The organism is Pelagimonas varians (genome assembly GCF_003208435.1).
Taxonomy (GTDB): Bacteria; Pseudomonadota; Alphaproteobacteria; order Rhodobacterales; family Rhodobacteraceae; genus Pelagimonas; species Pelagimonas varians.
In genome coordinates, this window is record NZ_QKMF01000002.1 from 278,766 (window position 1) to 294,639 (window position 15,874).

At 55.7% G+C, this 15,874-nt stretch carries 14 protein-coding genes; 7 read left to right on the forward strand and 7 right to left on the reverse strand.

The features are described from left to right. Nucleotides 1-363 precede the first annotated feature (363 nt). From C8N36_RS03825 to C8N36_RS03855, 7 genes are all read left to right on the forward strand, one after another. Entirely contained in the window at nt 364-1,659 is a 1,296-nt protein-coding gene (locus tag C8N36_RS03825) for an ABC transporter substrate-binding protein (protein ID WP_097803290.1), read from the forward strand. 78 nt (nt 1,660-1,737) lie between these two features. Next, complete coding sequence (locus C8N36_RS24455; protein ID WP_245910715.1) at nt 1,738-3,162, forward strand: carbohydrate ABC transporter permease; 1,425 nt, start codon at nt 1,738-1,740, stop codon at nt 3,160-3,162. Continuing rightward, entirely contained in the window at nt 3,159-4,244 is a 1,086-nt protein-coding gene (locus C8N36_RS03835) for a carbohydrate ABC transporter permease (protein ID WP_097803291.1), read from the forward strand. Before C8N36_RS24455 ends, C8N36_RS03835 begins: the two co-directional genes overlap by 4 nt. Continuing rightward, a complete protein-coding gene (locus tag C8N36_RS03840) occupies nt 4,241-5,335 on the forward strand; it encodes an ABC transporter ATP-binding protein (RefSeq protein WP_097803292.1) in 1,095 nt (364 codons plus the stop codon). Before C8N36_RS03835 ends, C8N36_RS03840 begins: the two co-directional genes overlap by 4 nt. Then, on the forward strand, nt 5,332-6,345 hold the full coding sequence (locus tag C8N36_RS03845; RefSeq protein ID WP_097803293.1) for a Gfo/Idh/MocA family protein: 1,014 nt from the start codon (nt 5,332-5,334) through the stop codon (nt 6,343-6,345). The genes C8N36_RS03840 and C8N36_RS03845 overlap by 4 nt, the downstream gene beginning before the upstream one ends. A gap of 74 nt (nt 6,346-6,419) precedes the next feature. Then, nucleotides 6,420-7,427: a Gfo/Idh/MocA family protein gene (locus tag C8N36_RS03850; protein ID WP_097803294.1), complete on the forward strand. Its 1,008-nt coding sequence runs from the start codon at nt 6,420-6,422 to the stop codon at nt 7,425-7,427. After that, nucleotides 7,420-8,478 (forward strand): Gfo/Idh/MocA family protein, encoded by a 1,059-nt coding sequence (locus C8N36_RS03855; RefSeq protein WP_097803295.1) that lies wholly within the window; start codon nt 7,420-7,422, stop codon nt 8,476-8,478. The genes C8N36_RS03850 and C8N36_RS03855 overlap by 8 nt, the downstream gene beginning before the upstream one ends. Before the next feature lie 64 nt (nt 8,479-8,542). Here the strand turns inward: C8N36_RS03855 and C8N36_RS03860 are convergent, their stop codons facing one another. The 7 genes from C8N36_RS03860 to urtA all read right to left on the reverse strand — a co-directional run bounded on the left by C8N36_RS03860 (nt 8,543) and on the right by urtA (nt 15,834). Continuing rightward, nucleotides 8,543-8,752, reverse strand: a complete 210-nt coding sequence (locus tag C8N36_RS03860; protein ID WP_097803296.1) for a hypothetical protein — start codon at nt 8,750-8,752, stop codon at nt 8,543-8,545. Nucleotides 8,753-8,843: 91 nt separating this feature from the next. Continuing rightward, nucleotides 8,844-9,662 (reverse strand): hypothetical protein, encoded by an 819-nt coding sequence (locus C8N36_RS03865; RefSeq protein ID WP_141467963.1) that lies wholly within the window; start codon nt 9,660-9,662, stop codon nt 8,844-8,846. Between the two features lie 152 nt (nt 9,663-9,814). After that, nucleotides 9,815-10,513, reverse strand: coding sequence for an urea ABC transporter ATP-binding subunit UrtE (urtE, locus tag C8N36_RS03870; RefSeq protein ID WP_097803298.1), 699 nt, complete (start codon nt 10,511-10,513; stop codon nt 9,815-9,817). 2 nt (nt 10,514-10,515) lie between these two features. Next, the gene (gene urtD, locus C8N36_RS03875; RefSeq protein ID WP_097803299.1) at nt 10,516-11,256 is read right to left on the reverse strand and encodes an urea ABC transporter ATP-binding protein UrtD; all 741 of its coding nucleotides are present in this window, start codon (nt 11,254-11,256) and stop codon (nt 10,516-10,518) included. Next, on the reverse strand, nt 11,253-12,416 hold the full coding sequence (gene urtC, locus C8N36_RS03880; protein WP_097803300.1) for an urea ABC transporter permease subunit UrtC: 1,164 nt from the start codon (nt 12,414-12,416) through the stop codon (nt 11,253-11,255). Before urtC ends, urtD begins: the two co-directional genes overlap by 4 nt. A gap of 141 nt (nt 12,417-12,557) precedes the next feature. Beyond that, nucleotides 12,558-14,483, reverse strand: coding sequence for an urea ABC transporter permease subunit UrtB (gene urtB / locus C8N36_RS03885; protein WP_097803301.1), 1,926 nt, complete (start codon nt 14,481-14,483; stop codon nt 12,558-12,560). Nucleotides 14,484-14,550: 67 nt separating this feature from the next. Beyond that, nucleotides 14,551-15,834 carry an urea ABC transporter substrate-binding protein gene (gene urtA, locus C8N36_RS03890; protein ID WP_097803302.1) on the reverse strand — a complete coding sequence of 428 codons (1,284 nt, stop codon included), beginning with the start codon at nt 15,832-15,834 and terminating at the stop codon, nt 14,551-14,553. Between the last annotated feature and the right edge of the window lie 40 nt (nt 15,835-15,874).

Genomic DNA, 15,874 nt, shown 5'->3' on the forward strand with positions numbered 1-15,874 from the left:
CAGCAGCGGTTCTTTGGTGATTCAGCTCTGCTGAAAGGCATCGCAGCCGGAGTCTGGTCACCCAGCCAGAAACCGGAATTGATACACCCACGAGGTAGCTTTCGTGCAATAGTTTCCAAGTGCGACGATTCGGACAGAGGCAGGGTGATTCGCGGTGTGATCGGGGATTTTCCCGGATTTTCGTCTCTGTTCGCTACGCTGTGGGGCAAGGGGTGCGAAGCCTCACAGTCAAACGTGTAGCAATAATAGATCAATTTTCACTTTGCCGCCCCGGTCAACGGTTGACCGCGCAGGTTTCCTTTCACACTATCGTCGCATCACCCGGCTAACAGGCAGGGAAAGATACTAGGGAGGAAATTGAAAATGATGCATGTCAAAGGGATGACTTTGCGTTCGGTTGCGGCGGGTTCCGTGTCGGCCATGGCGATGTTGGTCGCCGGTGCTGTTTCGGCGGCTGAAATCGATCTGATGATTTCGGACGTGGACGGCAAAGCCGGTTTGGTCAAGGAATTGGTCGACCGTTATACAGCCGAAAACCCCGACACAACGATCACCATCAACGCCGTTGGTTACAACGTGATCCGCGAACAGCTTGCGATCCAGCTGGAAGCAGGTTCAGGCCCCGATCTGGCTTTTGTCACCAACTTGGGGGGATTGAACCCGCACTATGTTGATCTGACACCGCATGTTGATGCCGCCGAATGGGAAGCCAACTATGGCGCGGTTCTGCCGTGGTATCGTGCGGGCGCACCAGACGGCATTTTCGGTTTCCACACTGAAATGACCGTCACAGGTCCCTATGTGAACCTGACCATGTTCGAAGAGGCGGGCGTTGATGTCCCTGCCGCTGGCGCAACATGGGAAGACTGGGCCGAAGCTACCCAGGCCGTCATGGATGGCACCGGTTCATATGCCGGCATGGTCATGGACCGTTCGGGTCACCGTATGGCGGGTCCTGCGATGTCCTATGGTGCGGCGTATTTCAGCCCCGATGGCAAGTTGATCGCGGATGACGGTTTCAAAACCTTTTCCCAGCTGATGATCGATTGGCACAAATCCGGCCTGATGCCGCCAGACGTCTGGCCTGCTGTTTCCGGCGCGAAATATGCCAACGGAAATGAGATGTTCTTCAACTCCGACGTGCCTTTCTACATGTCCGGCTCGTGGAACACCGGCAACGTTCAGTCCAATGTCGGTGACAAGTTCGACTGGACCGTGGCACCCGTTCCTTGTGGACCAGCAGGGTGCGGTGTGATGCCGGGCGGCGCGGGTCTTGTGGCGTTTAAATCGGGTGACGCGGATCAAGAAATGGCCGCTGCCAAGTTTGTGGCTTGGATGGGGGGCACCGACATTGCCCGCGAATGGTATTCGAAAACATATGCCATTCCAGCCCACTCCGGTCTTCAGGCCGAAGGTCTTGATTATGCCGGTGCTGGCGCGACCGAAGCTGTTGCAAATGGTCTTGCGGCCTTTACTGCAATGGCCGCAGATGCTGCAGAGCAAACACCGCAGGCCTATCAGCTTCAGGGCAGCCCTAAGGGTTTCGTGATGTATAATGCCACTGTGCAATACATCGGCGCAGCTTTGAATGGCGAGCTGACCTTGGATGAGGCGATGGCCAAAGTTCAAGAAGAACTGGACACCAACGCCAATCAATAAGGCGTAGGACTTTGGGGCGGGTGCCTGTCTGGAACCCGCCCTTTTGCCCCATTGGGGCCCCTTTGATTGGGACGTTTCATGACACCTGCAGGCTTTACAGTAGCCTTCGCCGCCCTGTTTTGGGGTCTTGGCGGGGCGATCTGGCTTCTTATGCGGCGACGCTATACGCTTCGCCAGATACCGCAATTCTTTATGGATCTACTGGGGTTTCCGGTGGAACTGGCCCAAAGCCTGTTTGGCCGCGCCGGTGTGCCCTATGCACTGCTGCTGCCCAACATGCTGATTTTCGGTTTTTTCACTTTCTTGCCTATGATCTTGAACTTCTACGTCTCTTTCACAGGTGGGGCGTCCATTTCGCTGTTTGATCGCCCTTGGGTCGGTCTTGAGAAATACGCGGATATCTTTACCTGCGAGAATTATTTATCGCCGAAATCGTGTTCGAACCCGGGCTATAATTTCTGGACCGGCATGTTCAATACGCTTTGGTTTGTACTGATTCAGGTGCCGATCTTATGCGTTGCCGCCCTTGTGACTGCATTGGTGGTGAACCAAAATATTCGTGGGCGTGGGTTTTGGCGGGCGATGTTCTTTTACCCCGTCATGCTGTCGCCGGTTGTGATTGCCAACATCTGGAACTGGGTTTTGCACCGCAAAGGCGCGCTGAACGCCAGCGTCGGCGAGGCACGCGACGCCATGACAGGACTTGCGGGCCTAAGCGGCTTCGACATGGTGGCCACAGTGATTTTCGCCGTGATCTTGCTGGTTGTCAGCGAACGCAGCTTGCGGTCAAACGATGGTCCTTCAGGGTCTTGGACCGCTGTGTTTGGTGTGCTTATCGCAATGCTGGTCTACTGGTCGCAGCCACTGAGCCTGATTGGCTTGCCCGGTTCCGGCTGGCTTGGTCTAGCACTGGCAGGGGGGCTGTATTGGTCGGTCTCAACGGGGCAAAGCTTTGCCCGCATGGCGATCATCGGCGCGGGTATCTTGGCCGTGATCATGTTGCTGATGATCCAATTTGACGCCGTCTTCAGTTTTGGCCGCTATCGTCCGATCAACTGGCTTGTCACACCCAACACCGGTTGGCCGTTCTTCTGGTTGGTGTTTGTCTTCTGTTGGAGCCATATGGGGTTCTACATGCTGATCCTTTTGGCGGGCCTTCAGGCGATCCCGAGCGATCTGTATGAAGCCGCGAAAATGGACGCGACAAAACCGTTCCGTGCCTTTTACCGCATCACCTTGCCGTTGATCATGCCAACGCTGACCGTTGTCTTGGTGCTTTCGCTGATCCGCAGTTTCCAAATCTTCGATGAGGTCTATTTGCTGACCGGTGGCGGTCCGGGCCGCGAGACGTTTATGGTTGTGCAAAATATCTATGAAGTGGCGTTTGCCAATGATCATCCTGACTACGGGCAGGCCGCAGCGGGGTCGATCCTGATGGCGATTGTGATCGCTGTGTTCACCTTCTTCCAGCTGTGGCTGACACGGAGGCAATCTGACCTATGAGCCGTTTAACAACCTTCCTCTCACGCACCGCCGGCAATGGGCCGGACCGTGCGGAGCGTATCGGCATCACCGATGTACTAGCCTACAGCTATCTGTTTTTTGGAGTGCTGATCATCCTTGTGCCCGTGCTCTGGACATTTTTCAGTTCGATCAAATCGGACACTGCGGTCGAAAGCTTTGACACGCGGCTGGCCCCGATGGACCAGATCAGTGAAATGATCGAAGACGTTGGCGAAAAGGACGTCTGGATCTACACGGCCGAAGATGGCAGCACCCAGCTGGTCTATAAGGCGGGTCCAACCCGCAAAGTAACCGATGTCGCGCCCGTGGATGACCCCGGTGCTGTCTTCAAAGTGCCGCGCACAAGTTTGGCCCCGCACGAAGAAATGCGGGTCGCGGTTGAAAACTATCTTGACCCGATTCTGAAACGGAACGGACAGGACAATTTCCACTTCTTCACCTATCTCTATAACTCTGTGTTTGTGACGGTGATCGCGACTATGGTCACGCTGTTGATCAACGCAATGGCGGCCTTTGCGCTGTCAAAATACCGTTTTCGCGGGCGGCTGACTTTTACGATCTTGATTGTGGCAACGCTGTTGATTCCCAGCTCGATCATTCTTGTGTCGCTGTTCTTTGTGGTTTGGTCCTTTGGTTTGTTCGGCTCTCTCTGGGGGGTGATTATTCCGGCGGCCGCAACGCCTACAGGGGTGTTTTTGCTTCGCCAGTATATGCTGACCATCCCTGATGAACTGCTTGAGGCAGCGCGCATGGATGCGGCATCTGAATGGCGGATTTTCTGGCGGATCATCATTCCGCTTTCGCTACCGGCTTTGTCAGTTCTGGCAATCTTGTCCGTGATTTGGCGCTGGAACGATTTCCTCTGGCCTCTGATCGTGTTGATCTCTGATCCCGCGTCGCACACGCTGCAATTGGGCCTGACGCAATTCGCGGGCGAGTTTGACACCAACTTCCATTATATCCTCGCCATGACTGTGGTGACGCTGATCCCGATCACGCTTGTGTTCGTTTGGCTCCAGCGCTTCATCACCACCGGCATCGCTACGACAGGTCTGAAATGAACGATACATCACACGCCGCAAAAGCACCGGCTCTGCAGCTCTCGGATATTCGCAAAAGCTTTGGCACCGTGGATGTTATTCACGGTATCGACTTGGAAATCCAAGAGGGCGAGTTCATCGTTTTCGTGGGCCCGTCGGGCTGCGGAAAGTCCACATTGCTGCGCCTGATCGCCGGGCTTGATGACCCAACCTCGGGGGACATCAACCTGAATGGCAAACGCGTCAACACCGTGCCCGCATCCGAACGCGGCCTGTCGATGGTCTTCCAAAGCTACGCGCTATATCCGCATATGACAGTCGGGCAAAACCTGTCTTTTGGCCTTGAAAATCTGCGGATGGAGCGGGCGGAGATTGAGCGCCGCATCAATGACGCCGCCACGCTTTTGCAGATTGATCACCTGCTCGGGCGCCGCCCCGGTCAACTGTCTGGTGGTCAACGCCAGCGGGTTGCCATCGGCCGCGCGATTGTGCGCGAACCGGTGATATTCTTGTTTGACGAACCTTTGTCGAATTTGGATGCCGAGCTGCGCTTGCAAATGAGAGTCGAGATTTCGGACCTGCATTCCAAGCTTAAAAACACCATGATCTATGTGACCCACGACCAGATCGAAGCCATGACCATGGCCGACCGGATTGTGGTTTTGCGTGGCGGCAATATCGAACAGATTGGACGCCCGCTGGATTTGTACAATCACCCCAAGAATAAATTTGTTGCGGGCTTTTTGGGGGCTCCGCAAATGAACTTTCTTGAGGGGACTTTGGAGGGCAACGTCATTTCCCTAAATTGCGGAATGGTGCGCGATGTGCCGGTGGCGCAGCCGGGCACTGGCAAGGTGACGCTGGGTATCCGCCCCGAAAACATCCACGTCAATCTGGACGGGCACGGCGACGAAACTGTGACTGTGCAAAACTACGAACAGCTGGGCGCGGTGACGTACATTTATGCAACCTTCCCGAACGGCGACACATTGACGGTGCAGCACGCACATCAAATCCCGCTGCAACGCGGGCAGGAATTGGGGGTCAGTTTCCCATCCGAGGCGTTCCACCTGTTTGGAGAAGACGATGCCTCGATGGAGCTGACAAGATGAAAGTTGCAATGATCGGTCTTGGGATGGTGTCGGGCACATTTGCCGACGCCATCCAAAATTGCAAAGGCGTGGACTTGTCGCTTGTCTATGCACGCTCCGCCGAAAGCCGCACGCGGTTTTTGGCCAAATGGCCCGATTTAGGCGCAGCCGAGGCGGTTTCGATCGCTGAAATTGCCGCTTCGGACGTGGACTTTGTATTGCTTACCACGCCGCCCAATGCACGGCAGGACATCGTCGAAGAACTGGTCGCAGCCGGCAAACCGATCTTGATGGAAAAACCTATCGAACGGACGCTGGACGCTGCAGTGAAGCTGGTGGAAACCTGCGAAACGGCGGATGTGCCGTTGGGAATAATGTTGCAGCATCGGGCGCGACCTGTGGTTAAGGATCTTCGGGCGTTGTTGCCCCAGCTGGGCGCGCTGCGCATGGCCGAGGTCAATGTGCCATGGTGGCGCCCGCAGGCCTACTATGACGAACCGGGGCGGGGTTCCTACGCGCGGGACGGCGGCGGCGTCATGATTTCGCAGGCGATTCACACAATGGATTTGATGCTGTCATTGACCGGTCCGGTGACCGAGGTGACGGCGATGAACGCCACCACCGGCTTACACAATATGGAGTCCGAAGATTTCATGTGCGCAGGCCTGCGGTTTGAAAACGACGCAGTGGGGCAGTTGTTTGCAACCACCGCCAGCTTTCCCGGAAAAGGGGAAACGATCACGCTACATTTTGCGCAAGGGTCAACCCATCTTGAGGCGGGACAGTTGCAGATCAATTGGCACGATGGCCGATCTGAAACGATTGGTCAGGCCGCCAGTTCCGGTGCCGGTGCCGATCCAATGGCCTTTTCCAGCGACTGGCACCGGTTTGTCATCGAGGATTTCGCCGAAGGGTTGTCACAAGGCCGACCGCCCATGATATCCGGCCGGTCAGCGCTGGCGGTGCACCGGTTGATTGCGGCGCTGGAAGCGTCGGGGACATCGGGGCAGCGTGTTTCTGTATCAAAGTAAGTGGCGGGGCACTTTTGTCGCCGAAGCACTTGGTGAATACTATGCCTGCATTTGCAGGCGGGAGAGGAAAACATATGCCATTCAAACTTGGCGTTTTGGGCATTGATCACGGCCATATCTTTGGCATGCTCAGCAATATGCAGGCGCAGGGCTGCACCTGCGAAAGCTATTGGACCGACGGTCCTGCCGTCACCGAAGAAAAGTTCGGCCAAACGTTTCCGGAGTTGACCAAAGCTGCAGACAAGCGCGCGATTTTGGAAGATCTAGACATCGCCATGGTGCTGATTTCTGCCGTTCCTGCCGACCGCGCCGCATTGGCGATCGAAGCGATGGAGGCCGGCAAGGACGTAATGGTCGACAAACCGGGTTGCACCACGCTGGCGCAACTGGATGCGATCAAAGAATGTCAGGCCCGCACCGGACGCATCTGGTCGGTAAATTTCTCGGAGCGGTTTGAAGTGCGCGCCACCACCAAGGCCAGCGCCTTGGTGGCGCAGGGCGCGATTGGGCGGGTTATTCAAGTCGTTACCTTGGCCCCGCACAAGCAAAACCTCAAAACACGGCCCGATTGGTATTTTGAACGGGAACGCTATGGCGGTATCTTGACGGATATCGGCAGTCACCAGGTTGATCAGTTTTTGCATTTCACCGGATCAACCGATGTCAAAATTGCCGCGGCGCATGTCGAAAACACAACGTTGCCAGCGCATCCGGGCTTTCAGGACTATGGTGAGATGACCCTACATGGCGATGGCGGTCACGGCTATTTGCGGCTTGATTGGTTCACGCCGGATGGCCTGCCAACATGGGGCGACGGGCGGTTGTTCCTGCTGGGGACCGAAGGCACGATTGAATGTCGCAAATACACTGATATCGGCCAGCCGCATCGCACAGATAACCTCTATTTGGTCAACGGGACCGAAAACACGCATATCGATTGCCGCGATGTTGATTTGCCATATTTCCCCAGCTTGACTGCCGATGTTCAGGACCGAACCGAAACCGCCTGCGCGCAGGCACATACGTTCCTGACGATGGAAGTGTGCATCAAGGCGCAAATGAAGGCCGAAGAAGATGTATAGGGTTGCGATCATCGGGGCAGGGATCGGCGCAGAGCATTTGGCAGGATACAAGACCTTGCCAGACCGGTTCGAAGTCGCCTGTGTCTGCGACTTGAATGCGGTCCGCGGTCAAGAATTGGCCGACGCGAATGACGTCGGTTTTACGACGGACTTTGCAGCGGTTCTGGCAGATGACAGCATTGATATTGTTGATGTTTGTTTGCCGCCGCATTTGCATTTCCAAAGTAGTATGGATGCGCTTGAGGCAGGAAAACATGTGGTTTGCGAAAAGCCGCTGGTGGCGTCGGTTCGAGATGCGGATTTGTTGCTAAAGGCAGCGGAACGGACAGGTAAAAACCTCTTCCCTGTCTTCCAATATCGTTATGGGATCGGTACGGCGCAACTCCAAGCGCTGCAAGAGGCGGGACTGGCAGGCAAGCTCTATGCCGGTTCAATCGAAACCCATTGGAACCGTGACGCAGAGTATTACGCCGTAGATTGGCGCGGCACTTGGGCAGGTGAACGTGGCGGGGCGATCTTGGGTCATGCGATCCACATTCACGACTTTCTGCCAGCTTTTCTGGGACCGGTAGCGCAGGTCTATGCTGATCTTGGAACGCGTGTGAATGACATCGAAGTCGAAGACTGTGCCGCGTTGTCGATCCGGTTGGAAAGTGGCGCTTTGCTGACCTCTTCGGTGACTTTGGGCTGCGCAACTGACTATAGCCACATGCGATTGATGTTCGAAGGGTTTACAGTCGAAAGTAGCACATCGCCTTATGCGCCAGCGGCCGAGGCTTGGAGCTTTGTGGCGCGGTCACCAAAAACGCAAGAACAGATTGATGCGGTACTGGAGAGTGTTGACCCTGCGCTTACCGGTTTCCCGGGCCTTTTTGCCGCTATGGCGGACGCTTTGGATGGGAAGGGCGGGCGTGAGGTTACAGCGTTAGATGGCCGTCGCTCTTTGGAATTCGTGACTGCTGTCTATGCGTCGTCGCGCAGTAATTTGCCGGTGAAGTTGCCTTTGGGGTCGGATCACCCGCTTTATAACGGTTGGCTTCCGACGTCATAACCAGCTGGTCCGTTTCAAGATTTCAAAGACAGGGACCTGCTGGCCCCTGTCTTTGTTGTCAAATTTACTTTGTGACGGCAGATACGTCATGGGAGACCATACCACCGATTTTACCGCAATCATCCGCGCTTTGGGCCAGAACGGTGACGTCATTGGCAACGCACAAAACGGCCGCTTCGCCATCGGCTCCAAGATCAACACCGATGTGAATGCCAAAAGCATGTGCGGACAGGGTGGAAGATAGAACAAAGGCAGTCGCTACTAGATATTTCATGGTATTTCCTAATTTGTTGGTCGAATGACCGGTTGAATTGGATCGCATAGGCTGGGTTATGAAGTCGGCACGCGGCGCGACATCATTCGGGTCATCGCGACGGTGGGGCCAACAGGCCGTCCGGATCACGAAAAATAGGAGTTTGGTTACAATTGGGTTCAAACCCATTGTTTTTGCGCATCTGCTCTTTTCTTTGGGCGCAGATCGGGATGGCCCGGGCACTGACATCGCTGTCAACCGATGCAAGTAAGGCAGGCAATGGGGATTTGGCACCGGTGGCAAGTGCTGCAATGAGAGCCCCTGAAAACAATGGCCTACTCAGATCTTGGGTAAGATTGGCCAGCTGGCCGGGCTTCGCAGAAGATATTGTGGCGACTTGGGTGCCGGGTGCCGCGACATCGTGCATCACATCTAGCGCAATCGCGCCGGACTGGCAGGCGTCAAACACGGCGATCAGTTCGCCCATTCCCAATTGGTGGAGCCATGTGGCAAACTCACCGGCCTTGAGCCATTTGTGTTCGGCGAGTGCGAACTGGGTGACGCGTGGATCTTTTTCAGACCAAAACACCATCACGTCGTTGGCAGCCGTTGCCGCTGTTCCGGCGTGGTTCGACCCGTTGTGCATAACTGTATAAAGGACAAGGCGGTCAGATTTTGTGAATTCAGGCAACCCGTTCAGAAAATCCGCAAGCCCCGCGACTGTGGCCTGTTCATTCAGTAGTGTATGGGTGTTTTGGGCGGGGATCTCAAAACGCTGCGATAGCGCTTGCGACATATCCGCAACCGTATCTGTACAGAACCGGGCATCCATCCCCTTCCACGGGGGGCAGACGCCAATGGCGATCAGATGCGTGGTCGATGCAAGGGCTGTCTGCGCCAAAAGGCACAAACCAAACAACATCGATAACATTTGGAAACGCAGCAAAAGACCCACAACTTACCCCACTGAAAAGGGCCTGGTTTGGCCCCACTGTCTGCACATTCGGTGCAAAAAGCTTACAGTTGGTTAAGGCTTGCGGGGTCTTTCAAATTGTCGGTTTTTTTGACGGGCGGAGGCCGCGATTACACCGAAACTTTGGCCAACAGATCTTCGCGGTTGGTGTCAGCTGCGCTGGCGTCGTGGATGACGTTTCCGCGTTCCAAGGCTACAAAGTGATCCCCCAGATCATAGGCGAAATCAAAGAACTGTTCGACCAAAAGGATGGCCATGTCGCCCCTATCGCGCAGGTATTTGATCACTTCGCCAATCTGCTTGATGATGTTGGGCTGGATGCCTTCTGTGGGTTCATCCAGCAGCAAAAGCTTGGGCTTGGCCACCAATGCGCGGGCAATGGAAAGCTGCTGTTGTTGGCCACCGGACAGATCGCCACCCCGCCGGTTGACGAAATCTTTGAGGATCGGAAACAGTTCGAAAATCTCGTCCGGAATGAAATGTTCGTCCTTGGGCAGGCAAGCAAATCCGGTTTCCAGATTTTCTCGCACAGTCATCAACGGAAAGACATCGCGCCCCTGCGGAACATAGCCAACACCCATATGCGCCAAAGCATGGGCAGGGGCGTTCAAACCAACGGTTTGGCCATTGATCGACATATCGCCGCCAGACCGTTTATGCGTGCCCGATATTGCCTTGAGAAGCGAGGTTTTCCCGACACCATTGGTGCCCATCAGGCAGGTGGTCTTGCCCAGTTCGGCCTGCATGGAAACGTCATAAAGGATCTGCGAATGCCCGTAGTGCAGGGTCAGATTTTTGATATCGAGCATGATTAGCGTCCCAGATAAACGTCAATGACTTCAGGATTTTGGGTGACATGATCAAGGGTGCCTTCGGCAAGAACCGAGCCTTCGTTCAGCACTGTGACCTTGCAGTTCAACCGCCGGACAAATTCCATATCATGTTCAACGACCACAACAGCGTGGGTCTTGGCGGCATTCACCAGAATATCGGTGGTTTTTTCGCGCTCGGCCGGGGTCATGCCAGCGGCAGGTTCATCGACCAACAGAAGGCGCGGGCTTTGCGCCAGCAGCATACCGATTTCCAGCCATTGTTTTTGCCCGTGGCTTAGCTCGCCTGACAGGCGGGGCAGTTCGTCAATAAGGCCAACCCGCTCTGCCAGCTCTTCGATCCGCTGCGCGCCGTTCTTGGTTTTGCGGTGCCGCAGCACATCAAACGGGCCGCGCGGGTTTTTCAGAGCGAGGGCAAAGTTTTCCCGCACTGTCTGCGCTTCGAAGACGGTGGGTTTTTGGAACTTGCGGCCGACACCGACCTTGGCAATCTTGCTTTCACTCATCCCCAGTAGGGAAATGGATTTTTCGCCAAAGATCACCCGGCCTTCGTCGGGTTTGGTTTTGCCGGTGATGATATCCATAAAAGTGGTTTTGCCAGCGCCATTAGGACCGATGATGGCCCTCATTTCAGGTTCTGCAATCTGAAATGAAAGATTGTTAATTGCCTTGAACCCGTCAAACGAGACCGAGACGCCGGACATTTCGAGAAGGGTGCTCATGATTTCCTCGTGAGTTTATCGAAGAGGCTGGCAATGCCGCCGGGGAACAAAAGGGTGACCGCGACAAAGGACAGGCCCAGCAAGACAAGCCACCAGTCGGTCCATTTGACGATATAGAAGCCAAGGTTGATATCGGGTGCACTGCCGCCTGTGAAGTAGCTGGACAGAAGCGAGACAAACACTGCGCCGATGACGGCACCATAGAGCTTGCCGCGCCCGCCAATGGCGACCCAGACGGCAAGATAGATCGACGCAATCGGGGCGACTTCGGCAGGGTTGATAATGCCAGCCTGCGGATAATAAAGCGCGCCTGCGATACCAGACACAACGGCTGTCAGTGTAAAGACGAAGAGTTTGTAGCTTTCGACATGGTAGCCAAGAAAGCGCACGCGCTGTTCATCGTCGCGGATCGCACGAATGACGCTGCCCATCTTGCCAGCGGTGACCCAGGCAAATAGCACGTAGCCAAGGGCCAGAGCGGCGGAGGAGGCCCAGAAGAAGGCGATAGAGATAAACGCCTGCGGGGTTTCTTCGTAGCCGGGAATGTTTTGCAGGCCTGACAGACCGTTGTTGCCGCGCAACCCGCTGTCATTTTGAAAGAGATAGAGCGCAAGGGCAAGGGTCATGGCTTGGGTCAGGATCGACAGGTAAACGCCGGTGACGCGGCTGCGGAAGGCGAGCCAGCCAAAAACGAGCGCCAAAAGTCCCGGGATCAGCAATACCATCAACAATTGCAGCGTCAGCGAATGGGCGAAGGACCAGATCAAAGGGAAATCGGAGGAACCGACAACACCAAAGATCTGATTGCCGATGGCGGTTGATATTTCCACATCGGTGGGCGGGATGATGTTGGCAGACAGGCTTTGGGCTACGATGGCTTCGGTGCGGGCATACATAAGCCACATACCGATCGCGTAGCCGCCGATACCAAAGAAGGCAAAGTGACCAAGGCTCAGGATGCCGCAATAGCCCCAAACTACGTCCATAGCGATGGCGATCAGGCATAGACAGAGGGTTTTGCCCAAGGTTTTAACGAAAGAGGTTGAAACGAGGCCTACGCCAGCAGCTTCTGAAAAAACCGAAACCAGCAGGGTAAACAGGCCGAGAAAGGCCAGAACCCAAAGCGTGGACGGGTGGCGGGTGATGAAGGTCTGGCTCATTTTTTGGCTCCGGTGGGGGAGGTCTGGCGAAGGAAGTGCACCCTGCGCTGGGGGAGGGGGCGCTGCCCCCGCGCCTGCGGCGCTCCCCCGGAGTTTAAGTGGCAAGATGAAGATCGGGGCGCTGTGTGCATGGTCATTGGATCAATCTCCTGCGGCGCGGCCTTTGAGGGCGACGATGCCTTTGGGGCGGAATTGGATGAACAGGATGATGAAGAGGATCATGTAGGTTTGAGCGGCCAGAGTATTGGATGGGTTCAGCCATTCGATGCCCTTTTGCAGGGTGCCAATCATGGATGCGCCCGCGAGGGTGCCCCAGATGTTTCCTACGCCGCCGACAACAACTGTCATGAAGCTTTGAACGATGTAGTCAGAGCCCATTTCCGAGGTGACCTTGGCATATAGACCGATGGCAACACCGGCGATCCCCGCAATACCGGAGCCGAGGCCAAAGGTGAGCATTTTGATCCGTTCTGGATTGATGCCCATGGACGCCGCCATCCGCGGGTTTTGAGTGACCGCGCGGGTTTCAAGGCCGAGGCGGGTGCGTTTGAGAATAAAGAGCAGCAAGGTCAGGAACATGACCGCAAGAACAAAGATAGCAATCCGGATGTAGCTGATCTGGATAACGTCGTTAAAGACCAACGCACCATCGAGCCAAGCGGGCGATGTGAGGGGGCGTGCTTGTGTGCCGAAGATGTTTTTAGCCAGCTGCTGTAGCGCGATCGAGACGCCAAAGGTAGCCAGCAGGGTTTCAAGAGGACGGTTATAGAGCCAACGGATCACCAGACGTTCCATTGCAACGCCCGCGGCGAAGGTCACGATGAAGGCGAGCGGCAGGGCGACGATCAAAGAGACTGTGTAGTTCGGGATGATTTGCTGGACGACATAACCGGTGTAGGCCCCCATCATGATGAACTCGCCATGCGCCATGTTGATGACACCCATAACACCAAAGGTGATGGCAAGGCCGATGGCCGCGAGAAAGTAGATCGAGGCCAGCGAGATTGCATCCAGTGCAAGGTCTGCGGACTGGCTGACGTTGACGCGGGTGTTGACGGTGTCTTGGGCGGCTTTTGCGGCTGTTGTGATATCGGCGTTGGGTTCGTCATAGATGTGGTAGATCTGCCAGTCGTTGAGGGCAGTGGTGATCGCGTCTTCGGTGACGCGCGCCGGGGCTTTTCCAGCGTCAACCAATAGATCATATGCGACGAGACGGGCGGTGTCTGTGTTTAGGCTAACGGTTGACACTGTGCCTACCTTGCCGCCTTCTACGTTTTCTTCCAGAGACTTGCGTATGTCATCCGAGGTGATCGGCGCGGGCAGACCGGCTGTGTCGACGAGCAGGGCATAGGCCTCGGCGCGCGGCAGTTCGACCGTGCCTGCGATATTGGCATCAGGGGCAGATTGCGCGGCCAAGGTTGTGGTTGTCAGGATCTGCGAAAGCGCTGCGCGGGTTTCGACACTGATGCCGCTGGCCAGTGAATTGATGGCCGCGATGCGCTGGCCCGGGGTGTCACCGAAGCGGGCGGCGATGTAGGTTACCAGCTGTTGTTTGCGGGCCTTCAGGGCAGTGTCGGTTTCGCTGGAAATAGAGGTTTCCAGAGCTCCGAGTTGCGCGGGATCTAGGTTGCGGGCAAGTGCATCGACCGCATCTTGGCGACGCTGTAGATCCGGGGAAGACAGTTGGAACTGTACGAGCGCTTCGCTGATTGCTTTGCGGACGCCACCGTTGGGTTTGATCTGTTTGAGCGTGGCTGCGTCAACACCGGATGTGATGACAGCGCTGTCGATATCGGTCAAATCCATGCCCGCGTCGGTTTCGGCGGCATAGAAGAAAAGGCCATCTTTGGTACGTCGGTAGAGTTCCTTACCCTGCCATTTTTCAAGAAATTCGGGGGCTTGCGGCAAACCGGAAGCAACAAGTGCCTCAAGCGCAGGGCCGATTTTCTTGCGCGATGGTTTGGCGATCTGAGCCTGATGCTCTTGCAGGAGTGACTGGAGGTCTTGGGCGAGTACAGCTGCAGGCAGGCACAGCAGGGTCAAGACCGTGAGAAGGGCACGGAGCATAGGGGATTACCTGTTGGGGGGGAGGGGCAGGGGAAAGGGTGCGCGATGGACGCGCACCCGATTTGGTTTAGTAGTTCGATTTGATCTGAACGCAGGACGCGGTGTCCGTGTTGTACATCCCGCAACCAAGGTCTTTCCAATCGGACTTCAGAACCGCAGATTCTGGCAGGAAGTCAGTCCAAGCGTCGCCTGGTACTTCGGAAGTCTGACTGATGATGTCGAACTGGCCATCCGCCTGAATTTCACCGATCAGAACCGGCTTGGACAGGTGGTGGTTAGGCAACATCACGGCGGTACCGCCAGTCAGGTTTGGATACTCCTGACCGTACATTGCGGTGCGAACAGCGTCCACATCGGTGGTGCCTGCGGCGGTCGCAGCGTTCACCCACATGTTGAAACCGATGAAGTGTGCTTCCATTGGGTCATTGGTCACGCGCTCTTCGCCCATTTTGGCTTTCCAAGCTTCGATCCATGCTGTGTTTGCTTCGCCTTCTGCGGACTGGAAGTAGTTCCAAGCAGCAAGGTGACCGGTCAGGTTGGCAGTGTCGAGGCCCGAAAGCTCTTCTTCGCCAACCGAGAAGGCAACGACAGGGATGTCGTCAGCCGAGATGCCGGCGGCTGCCAGTTCTTTGTAGAAGCCGATGTTTGCGTCGCCGTTGATGGTCGAGATAACGCCGACCTGTTTGCCGTCTTCACCCAGTTTCACAACATCAGCAACGATGGTTGCCCAGTCGGAATGACCAAAGGGGGTGTAGTTGACGAAGATATCTTCGGCAGGGATACCCTTGGATTTCAGGTAGGATTCCAAGATGTTGTTCGTTGTGCGGGGATAGACATAGTCAGTGCCCAGCAGTGCGAATTTCTCGACACCCAGCTCGTCCAGGAAATAATCAGTGGCGGGGATCGCCTGTTGGTTGGGGGCAGCACCTGTGTAGAACACGTTCTTGGAGCTTTCTTCACCTTCATACTGAACAGGGTAGAACAGCAGGCCGTTCAGCTCTTCGATGACGGGCAGAACCGATTTGCGCGAAACCGATGTCCAGTTGCCGAAAATGACGTCAACGTCATGCACCGAAATCAGCTCACGGGCTTTTTCAGCGAAAAGCGGCCAGTCAGAGGCGGGGTCAACAACAACCGCTTCGATTTCGCAGCCCAGCAGACCGCCTTTTTTGTTTTGCTCTTCGATCAGCAGCAGCATGGTGTCTTTGAGCGTGGTTTCAGAAATCGCCATGGTGCCGGACAGCGAATGCAGAACGCCAACTTTGACAGGATCGGCGCATTCCGCGAATGCAGGGGCCGACAGGGCGGCAAGAGCGGCAGTGCTGGTGAGCAGTTTGGTGAAGCAGTTCATCAGTTATCTCCTTGCGGGATGGTGCCTGCATGGTGCGTCC